Origin of the sequence: Sphingobium sp. PAMC28499 (assembly GCF_004795815.1) — a bacterium.
GTDB lineage: Bacteria > Pseudomonadota > Alphaproteobacteria > Sphingomonadales > Sphingomonadaceae > Sphingobium > Sphingobium yanoikuyae.
On sequence record NZ_CP039248.1, the window covers coordinates 212,152 to 225,988 of the forward strand.

Annotated in this window: 16 protein-coding genes; 14 read left to right on the plus strand and 2 right to left on the minus strand. The window is 66.0% G+C overall.

The window, feature by feature from the left end; genetic code table 11:
- The first annotated feature begins 45 nt into the window (after window positions 1–45).
- On the plus strand, window positions 46–1,311 hold the full coding sequence (locus tag E5554_RS01070; protein ID WP_136185698.1) for a DUF445 domain-containing protein: 1,266 nt from the start codon (window positions 46–48) through the stop codon (window positions 1,309–1,311).
- A 90-nt stretch (window positions 1,312–1,401) separates the two neighbouring features.
- On the opposite strand, the gene E5554_RS01075 is transcribed toward E5554_RS01070, so the two are convergent.
- Window positions 1,402–1,995, minus strand: a complete 594-nt coding sequence (locus E5554_RS01075; protein ID WP_136185699.1) for a hypothetical protein — start codon at window positions 1,993–1,995, stop codon at window positions 1,402–1,404.
- A 186-nt stretch (window positions 1,996–2,181) separates the two neighbouring features.
- On the opposite strand from E5554_RS01075, the gene E5554_RS01080 reads away from it, so the two are divergent.
- From E5554_RS01080 to ribH, 6 genes are all read left to right on the plus strand, one after another.
- Window positions 2,182–2,871, plus strand: a complete 690-nt coding sequence (locus E5554_RS01080) for an energy transducer TonB (protein WP_136185700.1) — start codon at window positions 2,182–2,184, stop codon at window positions 2,869–2,871.
- A 50-nt stretch (window positions 2,872–2,921) separates the two neighbouring features.
- Window positions 2,922–3,422 (plus strand): hypothetical protein, encoded by a 501-nt coding sequence (locus E5554_RS01085; protein WP_004208853.1) that lies wholly within the window; start codon window positions 2,922–2,924, stop codon window positions 3,420–3,422.
- A gap of 35 nt (window positions 3,423–3,457) precedes the next feature.
- Complete coding sequence (ribD, locus tag E5554_RS01090) at window positions 3,458–4,411, plus strand: bifunctional diaminohydroxyphosphoribosylaminopyrimidine deaminase/5-amino-6-(5-phosphoribosylamino)uracil reductase RibD (RefSeq protein ID WP_136188209.1); 954 nt, start codon at window positions 3,458–3,460, stop codon at window positions 4,409–4,411.
- Window positions 4,412–4,447: 36 nt separating this feature from the next.
- On the plus strand, window positions 4,448–5,056 hold the full coding sequence (locus E5554_RS01095) for a riboflavin synthase (protein WP_136185701.1): 609 nt from the start codon (window positions 4,448–4,450) through the stop codon (window positions 5,054–5,056).
- A gap of 73 nt (window positions 5,057–5,129) precedes the next feature.
- The gene (ribB, locus tag E5554_RS01100) at window positions 5,130–6,410 is read left to right on the plus strand and encodes a 3,4-dihydroxy-2-butanone-4-phosphate synthase (protein WP_010339868.1); all 1,281 of its coding nucleotides are present in this window, start codon (window positions 5,130–5,132) and stop codon (window positions 6,408–6,410) included.
- A gap of 11 nt (window positions 6,411–6,421) precedes the next feature.
- On the plus strand, window positions 6,422–6,844 hold the full coding sequence (gene ribH / locus E5554_RS01105; RefSeq protein WP_004208857.1) for a 6,7-dimethyl-8-ribityllumazine synthase: 423 nt from the start codon (window positions 6,422–6,424) through the stop codon (window positions 6,842–6,844).
- Between the two features lie 75 nt (window positions 6,845–6,919).
- On the opposite strand, the gene E5554_RS01110 is transcribed toward ribH, so the two are convergent.
- Window positions 6,920–8,011, minus strand: coding sequence for an alkene reductase (locus E5554_RS01110; protein ID WP_136185702.1), 1,092 nt, complete (start codon window positions 8,009–8,011; stop codon window positions 6,920–6,922).
- 68 nt (window positions 8,012–8,079) lie between these two features.
- Between E5554_RS01110 and E5554_RS01115 the strand changes: the two genes are divergently transcribed.
- The 7 genes from E5554_RS01115 (at window position 8,080) to E5554_RS23435 (ending at window position 13,812) form a co-directional block, all read left to right on the plus strand.
- Window positions 8,080–8,961, plus strand: coding sequence for a DMT family transporter (locus E5554_RS01115; RefSeq protein WP_136185703.1), 882 nt, complete (start codon window positions 8,080–8,082; stop codon window positions 8,959–8,961).
- A gap of 9 nt (window positions 8,962–8,970) precedes the next feature.
- The gene (locus tag E5554_RS01120; protein ID WP_125988575.1) at window positions 8,971–9,636 is read left to right on the plus strand and encodes a COQ9 family protein; all 666 of its coding nucleotides are present in this window, start codon (window positions 8,971–8,973) and stop codon (window positions 9,634–9,636) included.
- A 75-nt stretch (window positions 9,637–9,711) separates the two neighbouring features.
- Window positions 9,712–9,969: a FeoA domain-containing protein gene (locus E5554_RS01125; RefSeq protein WP_010339864.1), complete on the plus strand. Its 258-nt coding sequence runs from the start codon at window positions 9,712–9,714 to the stop codon at window positions 9,967–9,969.
- Entirely contained in the window at window positions 9,966–11,822 is a 1,857-nt protein-coding gene (locus tag E5554_RS01130) for a ferrous iron transporter B (RefSeq protein ID WP_136185704.1), read from the plus strand. Before E5554_RS01125 ends, E5554_RS01130 begins: the two co-directional genes overlap by 4 nt.
- An 89-nt stretch (window positions 11,823–11,911) precedes the next feature.
- Window positions 11,912–12,535: a single-stranded DNA-binding protein gene (gene ssb, locus E5554_RS01135; protein ID WP_136185705.1), complete on the plus strand. Its 624-nt coding sequence runs from the start codon at window positions 11,912–11,914 to the stop codon at window positions 12,533–12,535.
- Window positions 12,536–12,564: 29 nt separating this feature from the next.
- Window positions 12,565–13,518 carry an NAD(P)-dependent oxidoreductase gene (locus tag E5554_RS01140; protein WP_136185706.1) on the plus strand — a complete coding sequence of 318 codons (954 nt, stop codon included), beginning with the start codon at window positions 12,565–12,567 and terminating at the stop codon, window positions 13,516–13,518.
- A 162-nt stretch (window positions 13,519–13,680) separates the two neighbouring features.
- Window positions 13,681–13,812 carry a hypothetical protein gene (locus tag E5554_RS23435; RefSeq protein ID WP_268746431.1) on the plus strand — a complete coding sequence of 44 codons (132 nt, stop codon included), beginning with the start codon at window positions 13,681–13,683 and terminating at the stop codon, window positions 13,810–13,812.
- The last annotated feature ends 25 nt before the right edge of the window (window positions 13,813–13,837 follow it).

The following is a 13,837-nucleotide window of genomic DNA, read 5'->3' on the forward strand; positions in this document are numbered from 1 at the left end:
ATGGGGCTTGCCTGAACGAAACGGGCGCGTAACCGTTTCACCGTCATGAAGCTGCTGCGCATGCCCCGTTCGCCCCTCGACGCCGCCGCCCATCCCGCGCGGCGCATGCGGCTGGTGGCGACGGGGATGTTGCTGGCGATGGCAGCGCTCTTCATCGCGGCGCGCGCCACCGTCCATCTCCATCCCGCGATCGGCTTCGTCCAGGCTTTTGCCGAAGCGGCGATGGTCGGCGGCCTGGCCGACTGGTTTGCGGTCACCGCCCTGTTCCGTCATCCGCTCGGCCTGCCGATCCCGCATACGGCGATCATTCCGCGCAACAAGGACCGGATCGGCGACACGCTGGCAGTTTTCCTGCGCGACAATTTCCTGACCCCGGCCGTCGTCGCGCGGCGGATGCGCGGCATGGACGTGGCCGGTGCGGCCGGCCGTTTCCTGGCCAGCCCGTCCGCCGGCGACGGACGACTGCGCGTCGGCGCGTCCCGGTTGCTCGCCGACATGCTGGAGGCGCTGGACCAGGAACGGCTGGGCGGGATGGTGAAGGGCGCGATCGGCCAGCGGCTGCGCGCGATCAATGTCGGACCGCTGGTGGGGCAAGCAATTGAGGCGGCGATGCGCGACGGCCGCCATGCGCCGGTGATGGATGGCATCATCCAGTGGGCAGACAAGACGCTGGAGGCGAACGACCATCTGATCCGCCAGATGGTGCATGAGCGCGCGGGCACCGTGCTGCGCTGGACCGGGCTGGACGAGAATCTGGCCAATGCCATCGTCAACGGCCTGCGCAAGTTGCTGGCGGACATGGCCGCCGATCCCGGCCACAGCCTGCGCCTCAAGGCCGAGGAAGGCATGGCCAAGCTCGCCTTCGACCTGCAGTTCGACATCGAGATGCAGGCGAAGGCGGCCAAGATTCGAGACGAGATACTCGACAATCCCGCCATGCAGCGCTGGATCGAGGGGATGTGGGAACAGGCCCGCACCGGTCTGCTGCGTGCGGTGCGCGATCCCGGCAAGGCGATGGCCGGGCGACTGGGCGAGGCGTTGCAGCAACTGGGCGGCACATTGCAGGAGGATGCGCGGCTGAAACTGGTGATCAATCGCTTCGTGCGGCGCGGCGCGGTCGGCGCCACCGCCACCTATGGCGATTCGATCGTCAAGCTGGTGAGCGAGACGGTGCGCGGATGGGATGCCGGCACGGTCACCAGCCGGCTTGAAAATGCGGTCGGCCGCGACCTGCAATATATCCGCATCAACGGCACGCTGGTCGGCGGGCTGGTGGGGCTGGCCATCCACGCCATCGACACCTTCTTCTGAGAAATGGTCGGGGCGCATCGGGCCAAAAACGACGCGCCCCGACCGGAACCGGTCGCACAGAGGAGAAGGCCCCCGGTTCCTAGCTGAACATCAGTCTTCGGGACCGCCCTCTCGGCCGGGCGGCGGCGATGGCGGCAGTTCGTCGGCGCTCAGTACGCCGTCGCCATTGCGGTCGAGATCATGGAACATGGCGAGCGACGGGGCGGAAAATTCGGCGCGATCGATCACGCCATCCTCATTGCCATCCTCGGGATAGGGCATGGCGCGGCCCGGAGGTGGGGGTGGAGCGGCGTCGCCACTCTGGCCGCCCGGTCGCGGGCCGGGTGGCGGACCACCGGGCGGAGGGCCACCGGCGCCACCGGGGCCGCCACGGCCATGCCGGCGTTCGCCCTGCCCTTCCTGGTGCGGGCCGCGCTGATGACCCAGCATTTGCTGCATGGCTTCGGCCGAGATCGCCCCGTCGCCGTCCGAATCCATCGCCGAAAAGCGGCGGTCGAGCCAGGCCTGCATCTCGTCCCGCGTGATCCGGCCATCACCGTCGGCATCGGCAGCCCAAGGGCCCTCGGGTCGTGCCTCGCCATCATGCGGACCTTCCGTCCGCGCAGACAGATCGGCTGGCTGCTGGGCGAACAACGGCACCGGCAGCAACAGGGTCGACAATAGCAGCATCGTGGGAAGGCGCATCGGAATTCCTGGATTTGCGTTGCCGCAGTGTCTCGCATCGCCGCATTGCCCCGATATGTCCCGAAGCAGCGCGAATATTTCAGGCGCACCGCCCTGCTGAAAATTGATGTTGCAACATATCATATTTTGATGTTGTATCATTTCATGGCGCCAGAGAGTTGGCGTCACGAGAGGAGGGTGCAGTCCATGTATATGACGATGCAACCGACACAGGATGCGACCCAGTCGGGCTATGCCGCGCGGCGCAAATCACCAATCGGGATCGGCGGGGCAATTGCGGTCCATGCCGTGGTGGTCGGTGCCTTCCTGCTGATGCCCAAGGAGGTGATCGACTGGGTCCGCCCGACGCCGCCGATCACCGGCTATCCGGTGCCGCTGCCTCCGCCGCCCGAACCGACGCCACCGGAACCGACCACCCAGACGGTCCAGACCAATCCGCTGCCGCAAAAGCCGACGACCACCGATCCGATCGTACCGATGCCCGTTCCGGCCGGCCCGACGATCGAAACCGGCCCATCCTCGCCCTTTGACGGATCGGGAACCGGGACGGTCATTGATCCGCCCCTGCCCCCGCCACATATTCCGGTGCTTGTCGAAGCCAGCATAGCGCCCAATGCGCTCGGATCTTTCCAGCCCGATTATCCCGGCGCGATGATCCGCCAGGGGCTGGAAGGCAACGTCACCGTGCGCGTCACAATCAGCCCGGAAGGGCGCGTCAGCGACATCGTCAAGATTTCGGCGACCGACGAGAGCTTCTGGCTCGCCACCCAGAAGCATGCACTGCGCAAATGGCGCTTCCGCCCGGCGACGCGCGACGGCGTCGCGGTGAGCAGCGTCAAGACGCTGACCGTGCGCTTCACCCTGACCGATCGCTGAGCAAAGGACGGGCGGGCATAGCCCGCCCGTTCCTTCATGGAGGGAGTTCGATGGATCATTTTGCATCCGCGCCCGCCCTGCCCTATAAGCGCGGCATGGCGATATTTCCCCGTCCCGTTTCTCCCAAGAGCGCCTTTGGTGATTTCTGGAGCTATTTCCGGCAGCAGCGCCAGCATAAATGGCCGCTGCTCGGCGTGTCCGCGGCCTTCACCTATGTGATCGTCTGGGCCTTCATCGTCGATGCGAACACCAACACGATGCCGACCCGCAACAAGATCATCTATGTCCAGAGCTGGGACGCGAACCGGTCCGACGCGGCGGTAATCCTGCAGCAGAAGATCGACTTCGCCAAGCGCGAAGCGGCCCTCGTCAAGCAGCAGAAGAAGATGCAGGGCTTTGCTGACGCCTTCGGCATCGAATGGCGCGACGAAGAGGCCCGCAACACCGCGCGGCGCAAGGAAGCCGTCCGCCAGATCAATGGCTTGCTGGACCAGCGGCTGGCCAAGGCGGAGGCCGAACAGAAGGTCGACGCGGCGACTGCCAAACCCTGATCATGATCACCGACGTCGCCGCTGACCGTCGCTATATGGCGGCGGCGATCGCCCTGTCGGAACGCGGCCGGGGCCTGTCCACGCCCAACCCCAATGTCGGCTGCCTGATCGTGCGCGACGGCCATGTCGTCGGCCGCGGCTGGACCCAGAAGGGCGGCCGCCCCCATGCCGAGGCACAGGCGCTGGACGAGGCGATGGACCGGGCCGAGGGTGCCACCGCCTATGTGACGCTGGAACCCTGTTTTCACCTGAGCCCGCGCGGACCGCGCTGCGCCGACCTGATGGCGCGGGCCGGCGTCACCCGAGTCGTGATTGCGCTGCGCGACCCCGATCCGCGCACCGATGGCCAGGGCGCAGCCTGGCTACGCGAGCGCGGCGTTATGGTCGAGATGGGACTGATGGCGGCCGAAGCGGCCGAGGCGATGCGCGGCTTCGTGCTGCGCCAGACTCTGGGGCGCCCGGCAGTGACGCTGAAGCTGGGCCTCTCGCTCGACGGGCGGATCGCGCTGGCTGACGGGTCGAGTCGCTGGATCACCGGCCCGGACGCCCGCGCCCATGCCCATCTGGAGCGGGCACGGCATGACGCCATATTGGTCGGCGGCGGCACGCTGCGCGCCGATGCGCCCAGTCTGGACGTGCGCCTGCCAGGGCTGGAGGAGCGGTCGCCCCGCCGGCTGCTGCTGAGCCGTGGCCCGGCGCCCGAAGGCTGGAGCGCGATTGCAGACCCGGAGGATATCGCGACGCTCGACCGGGTCGATCATCTGATGATCGAGGGCGGCGCCGAAACTGCTGCCGCCTTCCTGCGCGCCGATCTGGTCGACAGACTACTGCTCTATCGCGCGCCGATCCTGATCGGGTCGGGCCTGGCCGGGATCGGCGATATCGGCTTGACCGACCTGGCCGATGCCCATGGGCGCTGGCACCAGACCGAGGAGCGTCAGTTCGGCCCGGACCGGCTGGAGGTTTACGCGCGGACGCGCAGCGCCTAGATCAGCGCAAATTTCTTTCCCAAGGATCTGGGCACCATGTTCACCGGCATCATCACCGACATCGGCACTATCCGCACCCATGAGCAGCGCGGCGACCTGCGGCTGGTCATCGAAAGCGGCTATGACATGGAGACGGTCGCGATCGGCGCATCGATCGCCTGCTCGGGTGCCTGCCTGACGGTGGTGGAAAAGGGACCGGGCTGGTTCGCGGTCGACCTGTCGGCCGAAACCGTCGCCCGCACCGCGCCGGGTCTGTGGGCACAGGGTGGCAAGCTCAACCTGGAACGCGCATTGAAGGTCGGCGACGAACTGGGCGGCCATATCGTCACTGGCCATGTCGACGGCATCGGCCATCTGGTGTCGGCCAGCCGCGAGGGAGATTCGATCCGCCTGGTCATCAGCGCACCGGCGGAACTGGCCGCCGCACTGGCCGCCAAGGGATCGATCACATTGGACGGCATCTCGCTGACCGTGAACAGCGTCGAAGACCAGCCCGACGGCAGCGTGCATTTCGGCCTCAACATCATCCCGCACACCGCGATCGCCACCACGCTGGACAGCCTGCCCGACGGCCGCGCGTTCAATCTGGAGATCGATGTGCTGGCTCGTTATCTCAACCGGATGCAGAGCCTCCGCAGCAAATGATGTGATTTCACCCTTGAAGAAATCACATTGTAGTGTGATATAACGCTCATCCCCGATCCGGGAAGGAGTGTTTATGTCGTCCTCGCTTATCGATTCCGTCCGCGCCCTCGTCACCGATGGCGGCATGTCCCGATCGGGTCTGGCGCGCGCCGCCGGCCTGCACGCCAACAGCTTGCGCAAGCTGGGTGAAGGCGACTGGAACCCGACCGCCGATACGCTGGGCAAGCTGGAGGCCTATCTGCTCAAGCGCGAGGGCGGCACCGCGCTCGCCAGCCCCGAGGAAATCATCAACGAGGCCCGCAACGGCCGCATGTTCATCCTGGTCGATGACGAGGATCGCGAAAATGAAGGCGACCTGGTCATCCCCGCCCAGATGGCGACCCCCGACGCGATCAACTTCATGGCCACCCATGGCCGCGGCCTCATCTGCCTGGCACTGACCAAGGATCGCGTCGACCAGCTGGGGCTCGACCTGATGAGCCGCAACAATGGCACCCGCCACGAAACGGCGTTCACCGTATCGATCGAGGCGCGTGAAGGCGTCGACACCGGCATCAGCGCCGCCGACCGCGCCCGCACCGTATCCGTCGCCATCGACGCATCCAAGACGCGCGCCGACATCGTGACGCCTGGCCATGTCTTCCCGCTGATCGCCCGTGACGGTGGCGTGCTCGTGCGCACCGGCCATACCGAGGCGGCGGTGGACGTCGCCCGCCTGGCCGGCCTCAATCCGTCCGGCGTCATTTGCGAGGTGATGAAGGATGACGGCACGATGGCGCGCCTCGACGACCTGATCATCTTTGCCCAGAAGCACAAGATGAAGATCGGCACGATTCGCGACCTGATCGCCTATCGCCGCCGCCACGACCATGTGGTCGAGCGTCGCGCTGAAACCAGCTTCGAAAGCAAATGGGGCGGCGAGTGGAAGGCAATCACCTTCTTCAACCGCGCCACCCAGTCCGAGCAGCTGGTTTTGCAAAAGGGCCGCATCAGCCCCGACCAGCCGACCCTGGTGCGCATGCATCAACTGGCTCCACTGAGCGACATTTTCGGTGCTGAAGGCCCGCGTGGCGACATGCTGGCCCGATCGATGGAAATCATCGACAAGGAAGGCGCCGGCGTGGTCGTGCTGTTGCGTGACGGCGAACCCGACATGCTGACCCGCATGATCCAGGCCCATGCCGGCAAGCAGCCCGGCGGCATGGACGAACTGCGCGACTATGGCGTGGGCGCCCAGATCCTGGCGGAACTGGGCGTGCATGACATGATCCTGCTCAGCAACACCCAGCACAGCCTGATCGCCCTTGACGGCTATGACCTGGCCGTGGTTGGGCAGCGTCCGATCGAGCTCTGAAGGATATTCGCATGGCCAAGTTTCTCATCGTCGAAGCCCGCTTCTACGACCATCTCAACGACCTGCTGATCGAAGGCGCGAAGGCTGCGCTGGACGAAGCCGGCCACAAATATGAGGTGGTGACCGTTCCGGGCGCGCTGGAAATCCCCGGCGCGATCGCGCTGGCCGCCGAGACTGGCCGCTTTGACGGCTTCGTCGCGATCGGCGTGGTGATCCGCGGCGAAACCTATCATTTCGAAGTGGTGTCGAACGAAAGCGCGCGCGGCCTGATGGCACTGAGCATGGACGCGATCGCAATCGGCAACGGCATCCTGACCGTCGAAAATGAGGAGCAGGCCCTGGTCCGGGCCCGTCCCGACCAGAAGGACAAGGGCGGCGAAGCGGCCAAGGCAGCGATCGCCATGTTGGGCCTGCGCGAGCGTTTCGCGATCTGATCCACGGCCTTTTGACAGACACAAATAAGGGCGCGCTCCGCAAGGAACGCGCCCTTCTTCATGGGTGACGAGGGATCAGGCGGCCGCCTTTTCCTCGGCCAGGGTCGGATAGTCGGTATAGCCTTCCGCGCCCTGGCTGTAGAAGGTCGCCATCTGCGCCGGGGTCAGCGGCGCGCCTTCGCGCAGGCGATCGACCAGATCGGGATTGGCGAGGAAGGGACGGCCAAAGCTGATCGCGTCGGCCAGACCAGAGGCGAGATCGGCCTGCGCACGATTCAGCCCATAATCGCTGTTGAGAACCAGCGGCCCCTTGAAATGCTGGCGGATCAGCGGCGACAGGCGCGGCACGTCGGTGGCGCCGAAGGTGCCGTCCGGGCCGGGCTCGCGCAGTTCGAGGAAGGCGATGCCGATCTGGTTCAGCACCTCGGCAGCGGCGGCAAACAGCGGCTCGGGATTGCTGTCATTGACGCCCTGGGTATCGCCATTGGGCGACAGGCGCACGGACACGCGATCGGCACCGATCGCATCGACCACCGCCTGCGTCACTTCACGCAGCAGGCGGACGCGATTTTCGATGCTGCCGCCATAGATGTCATCGCGGAAATTGCTGTTGTCGCGCAGGAACTGGTCGATCAGATAGCCGTTCGCAGCGTGGATCTGGACCCCGTCGAAGCCGGCGGCGATCGCATTGTTGGCCGCCTTCACATAGTCGGCGATGATGCCGGGAATTTCGTCGATCGCGAGCGGACGCGCGACCTCATAAGGCTTCTTGCCCTCATAGGTATGGGCGTCGCCCGGCGTCGCGGTGGCACTGGAGGAAACCGGCTGCTCGCCGGTGACGGCCGAATGGACGGCACGGCCCATATGCCAGAGCTGGGCGACGATCAGCCCGCCCTTGTCATGCACGGCCTGGGTGACCGGCTTCCAGGCGGCAACCTGTTCGTCGGACCAGAGGCCCGGCGCATAGGGCCAGCCCAGGCCCTGGTGCGAAATACCGGTCGCCTCGCTGATGATGAGGCCGGCCGAGGCGCGCTGCGCATAATAATCGACCATGATCGGAGTCGGGACATGATCGCGGGTGGCGCGGCCACGGGTGAGCGGCGCCATGATGGCGCGGTTGGCGGCGGTGTCAGCGCCGAGCTGTATCGGATCGAAGATAGTGGTCATGAAACCTCCCTCATGAACGTTGCAATTTGCAACGGGACTTGATGCAGAAAGCCAGCTAGGGAGCCGCCATGGCCGCTTCAACCCCCATGGCGCATATCGCGACGCCCAGACTCGCTTTTCCGGCGCTGATCCTAGCCAATATCATTCTGGCGCTGGGACCGGTGCTGGTGCGGCTGGCCGATGTCGGGCCAGTGGCTGCCGCCTTCTGGCGACTGGCGATCGCCATGCCCTTCCTGTTCATCCTGGCATTGCCGAAGCTGCGCAAGAGCCGCTTGTCGCGCGGCCAGTGGACGATCGTGATTCTGGCCGGCGTCTGCTTTGCCGCCGATCTGGCCGCCTGGCATCTGGGCATCGGCCATACCAAGGTCGCCAATGCGACGCTGTTCGGCAATATGAGCGCACTGATGCTGCCGCTCTGGGGCCTCGTCGTGCTGCGGGAGCATGTATCGAAGCTGCAGATCGGCGCGCTGATCCTGGCCGCGATCGGCGCAGCCATATTGATGGGCAGCAGCTATGAGCTATCCCCCGCCAACCTGAAGGGAGACCTGTTCTGCCTGCTCGCCGGGCTGCTCTACACCACCTATCTTCTGCTGATCCAGGGCGCGCGCAAGCGGCTGGACAGCTGGTCGGTGCTGGCGGTCGTCAGTGCGGCCGGGGCCTTGCCGCTGCTGCTCGCCGCCAATGCGATGGGCGAAACGGTGATGCCGCAGGACTGGACGCCGCTCATCATCCTTGCCCTGTCCAGCCAGATCGTCGGCCAGGGGTTGCTCACCTATGCGCTCGGCTGTTTTTCGCCACTGGTGCTGGGGCTCAGCCTGTTGCTGCAACCCGCAGTTGCCGCGCTGGCCGGGTGGCTGCTGTTCGGCGAAACATTGAGCGCGACCGACATTGTCGGCGGCGTGGCCGTGGCGGTCGCACTGGTGCTTGTGCGCCTGCCCCGACGGGCCTAGGTTACGACCATGAGCGACCAGACCCAAGACCTGACCCTGGACGAAATCCGCGCACTGCTGGCGCCGGTACTGCCGCGCCACGCCGCCTTTGATGGCTGGCGCCCCGAAGCGGTGGCGATGGCGGCGGCGGAAAAGGGCATCGATGCCGATGTCGCCGCGCTGGCCTTCGACGGCGGCGCCATGGGCATGATCGAGGCCTGGTTCGCCAGCATCGACGCACGGATGCTGGAGGCGTTTCCGCCCGAAAAGCTGGCCGCCATGTCGATCCGCAAGAAGATCAGCGCGCTGATCGAGACCCGCCTGGCCCTGCTGGCGCCCGACCGCGAGGCACTGCGCCGGGCGCAGGCGATCCTGGCGATGCCGACCAATGCCGTGCGCGCTGCCAAGCTGGGCTGGCACGCCGCCGACATCATGTGGCGCGCGGCGGGCGACACCGCCACCGACCTTAACCATTATAGCAAGCGGGCAACGCTGGGCAGCATCTATGCTGCGACGCTGCTGACCTTCGTCAATGACGAGAGCGAGGATCATGCCGACAGCCGCGCCTTCCTGGCGCGACGGATCGAGGGGATCATGCGGTTCGAGAAGATGAAGGCCCGGTTCAAGGGCGTGGGCGATGGCGAGCATCTCAGCCTGTCGCGCTTTATCGGCCGGCTGCGCTACCCGGCGGTGTGAAGTTCGGGCTGGCCTTCACCAGACGTAATTGATAGTCAGTCGCAAATCTGATTTCTGGTTAAGAGTCCATCCTCCTTGCGCCTGACCGATCTGCCCCTGCGCCAACCCGCTTTTGTTGAAACCATCGACTGGGAGTCGCTGTCGTCCGTGGAAGGACAGCGCCTGCGCGAGTTCGGCCTGTGCGAAGGCGCCAGTGTCGAGGCGCTGCATCATGGCGGCCTGCTGGGTCGCGGACCGCTGGCGGTCAAGATCGGGCGCATGACGGTGGCTATGCGCCGCAGTCATGCCGCCGCCGTGGAGGTCAGCACCGGCCCGCAGGAGGCGCAGGCATGAGCGGCCTTCCCCTCGTCGCGCTGGTCGGCAATCCCAATGCGGGCAAGTCCGCCCTGTTCAACGCGCTGACCGGCGCACGGCAGAAGCTGGGCAATTATCCGGGCGTCACGGTGGAGCGCAAGGCGGGCCGCCTGTCGCTGGCCGACGGCCGGCCGGTCGAACTGGTCGACCTGCCCGGCACCTACAGCCTGTCACCCGCCAGCCCCGACGAGCAGGTGACGCGCGACTTCGTGCTGGGCAAGCAGGCGGGCGAGAAGCTGCCCGACGCGCTCGTGATCGTCGTCGACGCGTCGAACCTCGACAATCATCTGCGCTTCGCGCTGGAGCTGATCGCGCTGGGCCTGCCCACCGTGGTCGCGCTCAACATGGTCGACCTCGCCACCCGCGACGGGCTGGAACTGGACGCCAATATCCTGTCGCGCGAACTGGGCGTGCCGGTGGTGTCCACCGTGGCGGTGCGCAAGCGCGGCCTGGATCACCTCAAGACCGAGCTGGAGACGCTGCTCGGCGCCCAGACGGGCATGTTGCGCGCCTCTACCGGTGAGCCCGATTTCGACGCCGTGCGTCGCGAGGCCCGCCGCATCGCCCGCGCCGCGATCGTGCGCGAAACCCCGTCGCGCCGACTGACGGCGGCAGTCGACCGGGTCGCGCTGCATCCGGTATTGGGCCTCGCCCTTCTACTGGGCCTGCTATTCGTGATGTTCCAGGCGGTCTTTTCCTGGGCATCGGTGCCCGCCGACATGCTGGAGGGTTGGGTCACGGCGCTGGGCGAGGCGGTGACGAACACTTTGCCGCCGGGCATCATCCACGATTTCCTGTTGCAGGGCGTGGTCGGCGGCGTGGGCGCGGTGATCGTGTTCCTGCCGCAGATCCTGATCCTCTTCTTCTTCATCCTGATGCTGGAGGCGACCGGCTATATGGCCCGTGCCGCCTTCCTGATGGACGGCATCATGGCCAAGGTCGGCCTGTCGGGCCGGGCGTTCATCCCGCTCCTCTCATCCTTCGCCTGCGCGGTGCCGGGCATCATGGCAACGCGCACGATCAGCGATCCCAAGGACCGGCTGACTACCATATTGATCGCGCCGCTGATGACCTGTTCGGCGCGCCTGCCGGTCTATGGCCTGATCATCGCCGCCTTCATCCCGGCGCGCAGCGTGGGGCCGGGCATCGGCCTGCAGGGGCTGGTGCTGTTCCTGCTCTATGTCGCCGGCATCGTCGGCGCCATGCTGGCCGCCTGGGCGCTGCGCCTGACCGTGGCCAAGGGCCACAGCGGCGGATTCCTGATGGAAATGCCGAAATATCAGTGGCCCCGGCCGCAGGACATCCTGATCGGGCTGTGGCAGCGCGGCGTCATCTTCCTGAAGCGCGCCGGCACCATCATCCTGGCCACCAATATCGTGCTGTGGGTGCTGGCGAGCTTCCCCCATGCCCCCGAAGGCGTGCGGCAGAGCGAATATTCGATCGCCGGGCGGATTGCGGGCGGGATCAATGTTCTGGTCGAGCCGATCGGCTTCAACCGCGACATATCGCTGGCCCTGCTGCCGAGCATGGCGGCGCGCGAAGTCGCCGTCTCCGCCATCGCCACCGTCTACGCGATCGATGCCGAGGATGATGCCGAGGCGCTGGAACAGGGCCTGGGCGACCGGCTGGCCGGCCGCTGGAGCCTGGCCACCGCCCTCGCCTTCCTGGCCTGGTTCGTGTTCGCGCCGCAGTGCATTTCGACCATCGCCGTCACCCGGCGCGAGACCAATGGCTGGAAATGGCCATTGTTCATGATCGGTTATCTGTTCGTGCTGGCCTATGCCGCGGCGGGCGTGACATATTGGGCAGCAGTCGCGATGGGACTCGGCTGATCCCAAGCCCCGGACATTTGGCCTAGCTTTGTTCTTTACCGCCAAGGCGAGGCTTCTATAACGGCGCCTTTAGTGCTTTCGGAGGAATCATGGCAGGCTCGGTCAACAAGGTCATTCTCATCGGGAATCTGGGGGCCGACCCGGAAGTGAAGAGCTTCCAGAATGGCGGCAAGATCTGCAACCTGCGGATCGCGACCTCGGAAAGCTGGAAGGATCGCATGTCGGGGGAGCGCAAGGAGCGCACCGAATGGCATAGCGTCGTCATCAATTCCGAAGGCCTGGTCGGCGTCGCCGAGCGCTTCCTGCGCAAGGGATCGAAGATCTACATCGAGGGCCAGCTGCGCACCCGCAAGTGGCAGGACAATAACGGCAATGACCGTTACACCACCGAGGTCGCCCTGTCGGGCCCCGGCGCGGTGCTGACCATGCTGGACGGTGCACCGGGTGGCGGTGGCGGCCAGGGTGGCGGCTATGGCGGTGGTCGCTCGTCGGGCGGCGGCAACCAGGGCGTCAGCGACTGGGGCGCAAGCAGCGGCGGCTTTGGCGGCGGCGATTATGACGATTTCGGCGGCGGCAACAGCGGCGGCGGCTTTGGTGGCGGGCGCTCGTCGGGCGGCGGCAACCAGGGTGGCGGCTTTGGCGGCGGCCGTTCGGGCGGTGGTCAAGGCGGCCCGAACTTCGACAACGACCTGGACGACGAAGTACCGTTCTGATCGGTCCTTTCCACAGGGATTGAACTGACATGCATGTCCTGCTGACCGGATCATCGGGCTGGCTGGGCCGTTTCCTGGCGCCGATGCTGCGCGCGGCGGGACATGCTATGACCGGCCTGGACGTCGCGCCGGGCCGGGACACCGACATCATCGGATCGGTCGCCGACCGGGCGCTGATCGAGCGCGTCTTTGCCGAACGCGGGATCGAGGCGGTGATCCATGGCGGCGCGTTGCACAAGCCGGACATCGCCCGCTACCCCGCCCAGGCCTTCATCGACGTCAATGTCACCGGCACACTCAACCTGCTGGAGGCGGCGGTCGCGGCGGGGCATGACCGCTTCGTCATGACATCCACCACGTCGCTGATGATCAGCCAGGCGGTGCGCGACGAGGCCGGTGATGCGGCGGTGTGGCTCGACGAGCAGAGCGGGCCGCTGGAGCCGCGCAACATCTATGGCGTGACCAAGCTGGCGGCCGAGGGGCTGTGCCGGGTGCAGCAACTGGAGCGCGGCATCGGCTGCACCATCTTGCGCACCGCCCGCTTCTTCCCGGAGGATGACGACACGGACGCCAGCCTGACGGGGCAGAATCTGAAGGCCAATGAATTTCTCCATCGCCGGCTGACGGTCGAGGATGCGGCACGGGCGCATCTGGTAGCGCTGGAACGGACGCCGCCGGTGCGCTGCGAAACCTATCTGGTGTCGGCACCGACACCCTTCGTCCGCGAGGAAGCCGTCGAACTGAAACGCGATGCGGCGGCAGTGATTGCGCGCCATTTTCCCGAAGCTGCGGAGCTATATGCCCGGCGCGGCTGGCAACTGCCGGCGTCGATCGGCCGGGTCTATGATGCGGGATTGGCGCAGCGCCAGATGGGGTTTCGCTGCGAGACGGACTTTGCCGCGATCGTGACGGCGCTGGCGAATGATGCGGCGATGCCGTTCATTCACGACGCCGATTATGTGTCTCCGGCTGTGCAAAGTTGACAGCGAAGCTGACAGTTTGAGCCCGTTGTTGCGTTACTGATTTGAGGGCGGCCATTGCGATCATTCATGACTTTAAATCACGAATGATGATCGGTCCGCTGCATCAGTGTGAGTGGAGAGATGGATGTGACTCTCCGCTCGCATTATGCGATAATGATTTGCATGAGCAAGATTGAAGCCGCTATCGGTGTGCCAATCCGGCAGTTGGTCCGCCCGCTGCAGCTGGCCATCGGGGGCACCATCACCCTGTCGGGCATCGGGATTTTGCTGGCACAGGCCGTCCGCCTGCTCTGACCGTCAGCAGGGGCGACCAGCGGCC

Bases quoted from the DNA above. Each gene is read 5' to 3' on its own strand.
- E5554_RS01085 (WP_004208853.1), top strand. From the start codon at position 2,922: ATGGATCATTTTGCATCCGCGCCCGCCCTGCCCTATAAGCGCGGCATG.
- ribH (WP_004208857.1), top strand. From the start codon at position 6,422: ATGGCCAAGTTTCTCATCGTCGAAGCCCGCTTCTACGACCATCTCAAC.
- E5554_RS01110 (WP_136185702.1), bottom strand. From the start codon at position 8,011: ATGACCACTATCTTCGATCCGATACAGCTCGGCGCTGACACCGCCGCC.
- E5554_RS01095 (WP_136185701.1), top strand. From the start codon at position 4,448: ATGTTCACCGGCATCATCACCGACATCGGCACTATCCGCACCCATGAG.
- E5554_RS01075 (WP_136185699.1), bottom strand. From the start codon at position 1,995: ATGCGCCTTCCCACGATGCTGCTATTGTCGACCCTGTTGCTGCCGGTG.
- E5554_RS01115 (WP_136185703.1), top strand. From the start codon at position 8,080: ATGGCCGCTTCAACCCCCATGGCGCATATCGCGACGCCCAGACTCGCT.
- E5554_RS01070 (WP_136185698.1), top strand. From the start codon at position 46: ATGAAGCTGCTGCGCATGCCCCGTTCGCCCCTCGACGCCGCCGCCCAT.
- ssb (WP_136185705.1), top strand. From the start codon at position 11,912: ATGGCAGGCTCGGTCAACAAGGTCATTCTCATCGGGAATCTGGGGGCC.
- E5554_RS01130 (WP_136185704.1), top strand. From the start codon at position 9,966: ATGAGCGGCCTTCCCCTCGTCGCGCTGGTCGGCAATCCCAATGCGGGC.
- E5554_RS01120 (WP_125988575.1), top strand. From the start codon at position 8,971: ATGAGCGACCAGACCCAAGACCTGACCCTGGACGAAATCCGCGCACTG.
- E5554_RS23435 (WP_268746431.1), top strand. From the start codon at position 13,681: ATGAGCAAGATTGAAGCCGCTATCGGTGTGCCAATCCGGCAGTTGGTC.
- E5554_RS01080 (WP_136185700.1), top strand. From the start codon at position 2,182: ATGTATATGACGATGCAACCGACACAGGATGCGACCCAGTCGGGCTAT.
- ribD (WP_136188209.1), top strand. From the start codon at position 3,458: ATGGCGGCGGCGATCGCCCTGTCGGAACGCGGCCGGGGCCTGTCCACG.
- ribB (WP_010339868.1), top strand. From the start codon at position 5,130: ATGTCGTCCTCGCTTATCGATTCCGTCCGCGCCCTCGTCACCGATGGC.
- E5554_RS01140 (WP_136185706.1), top strand. From the start codon at position 12,565: ATGCATGTCCTGCTGACCGGATCATCGGGCTGGCTGGGCCGTTTCCTG.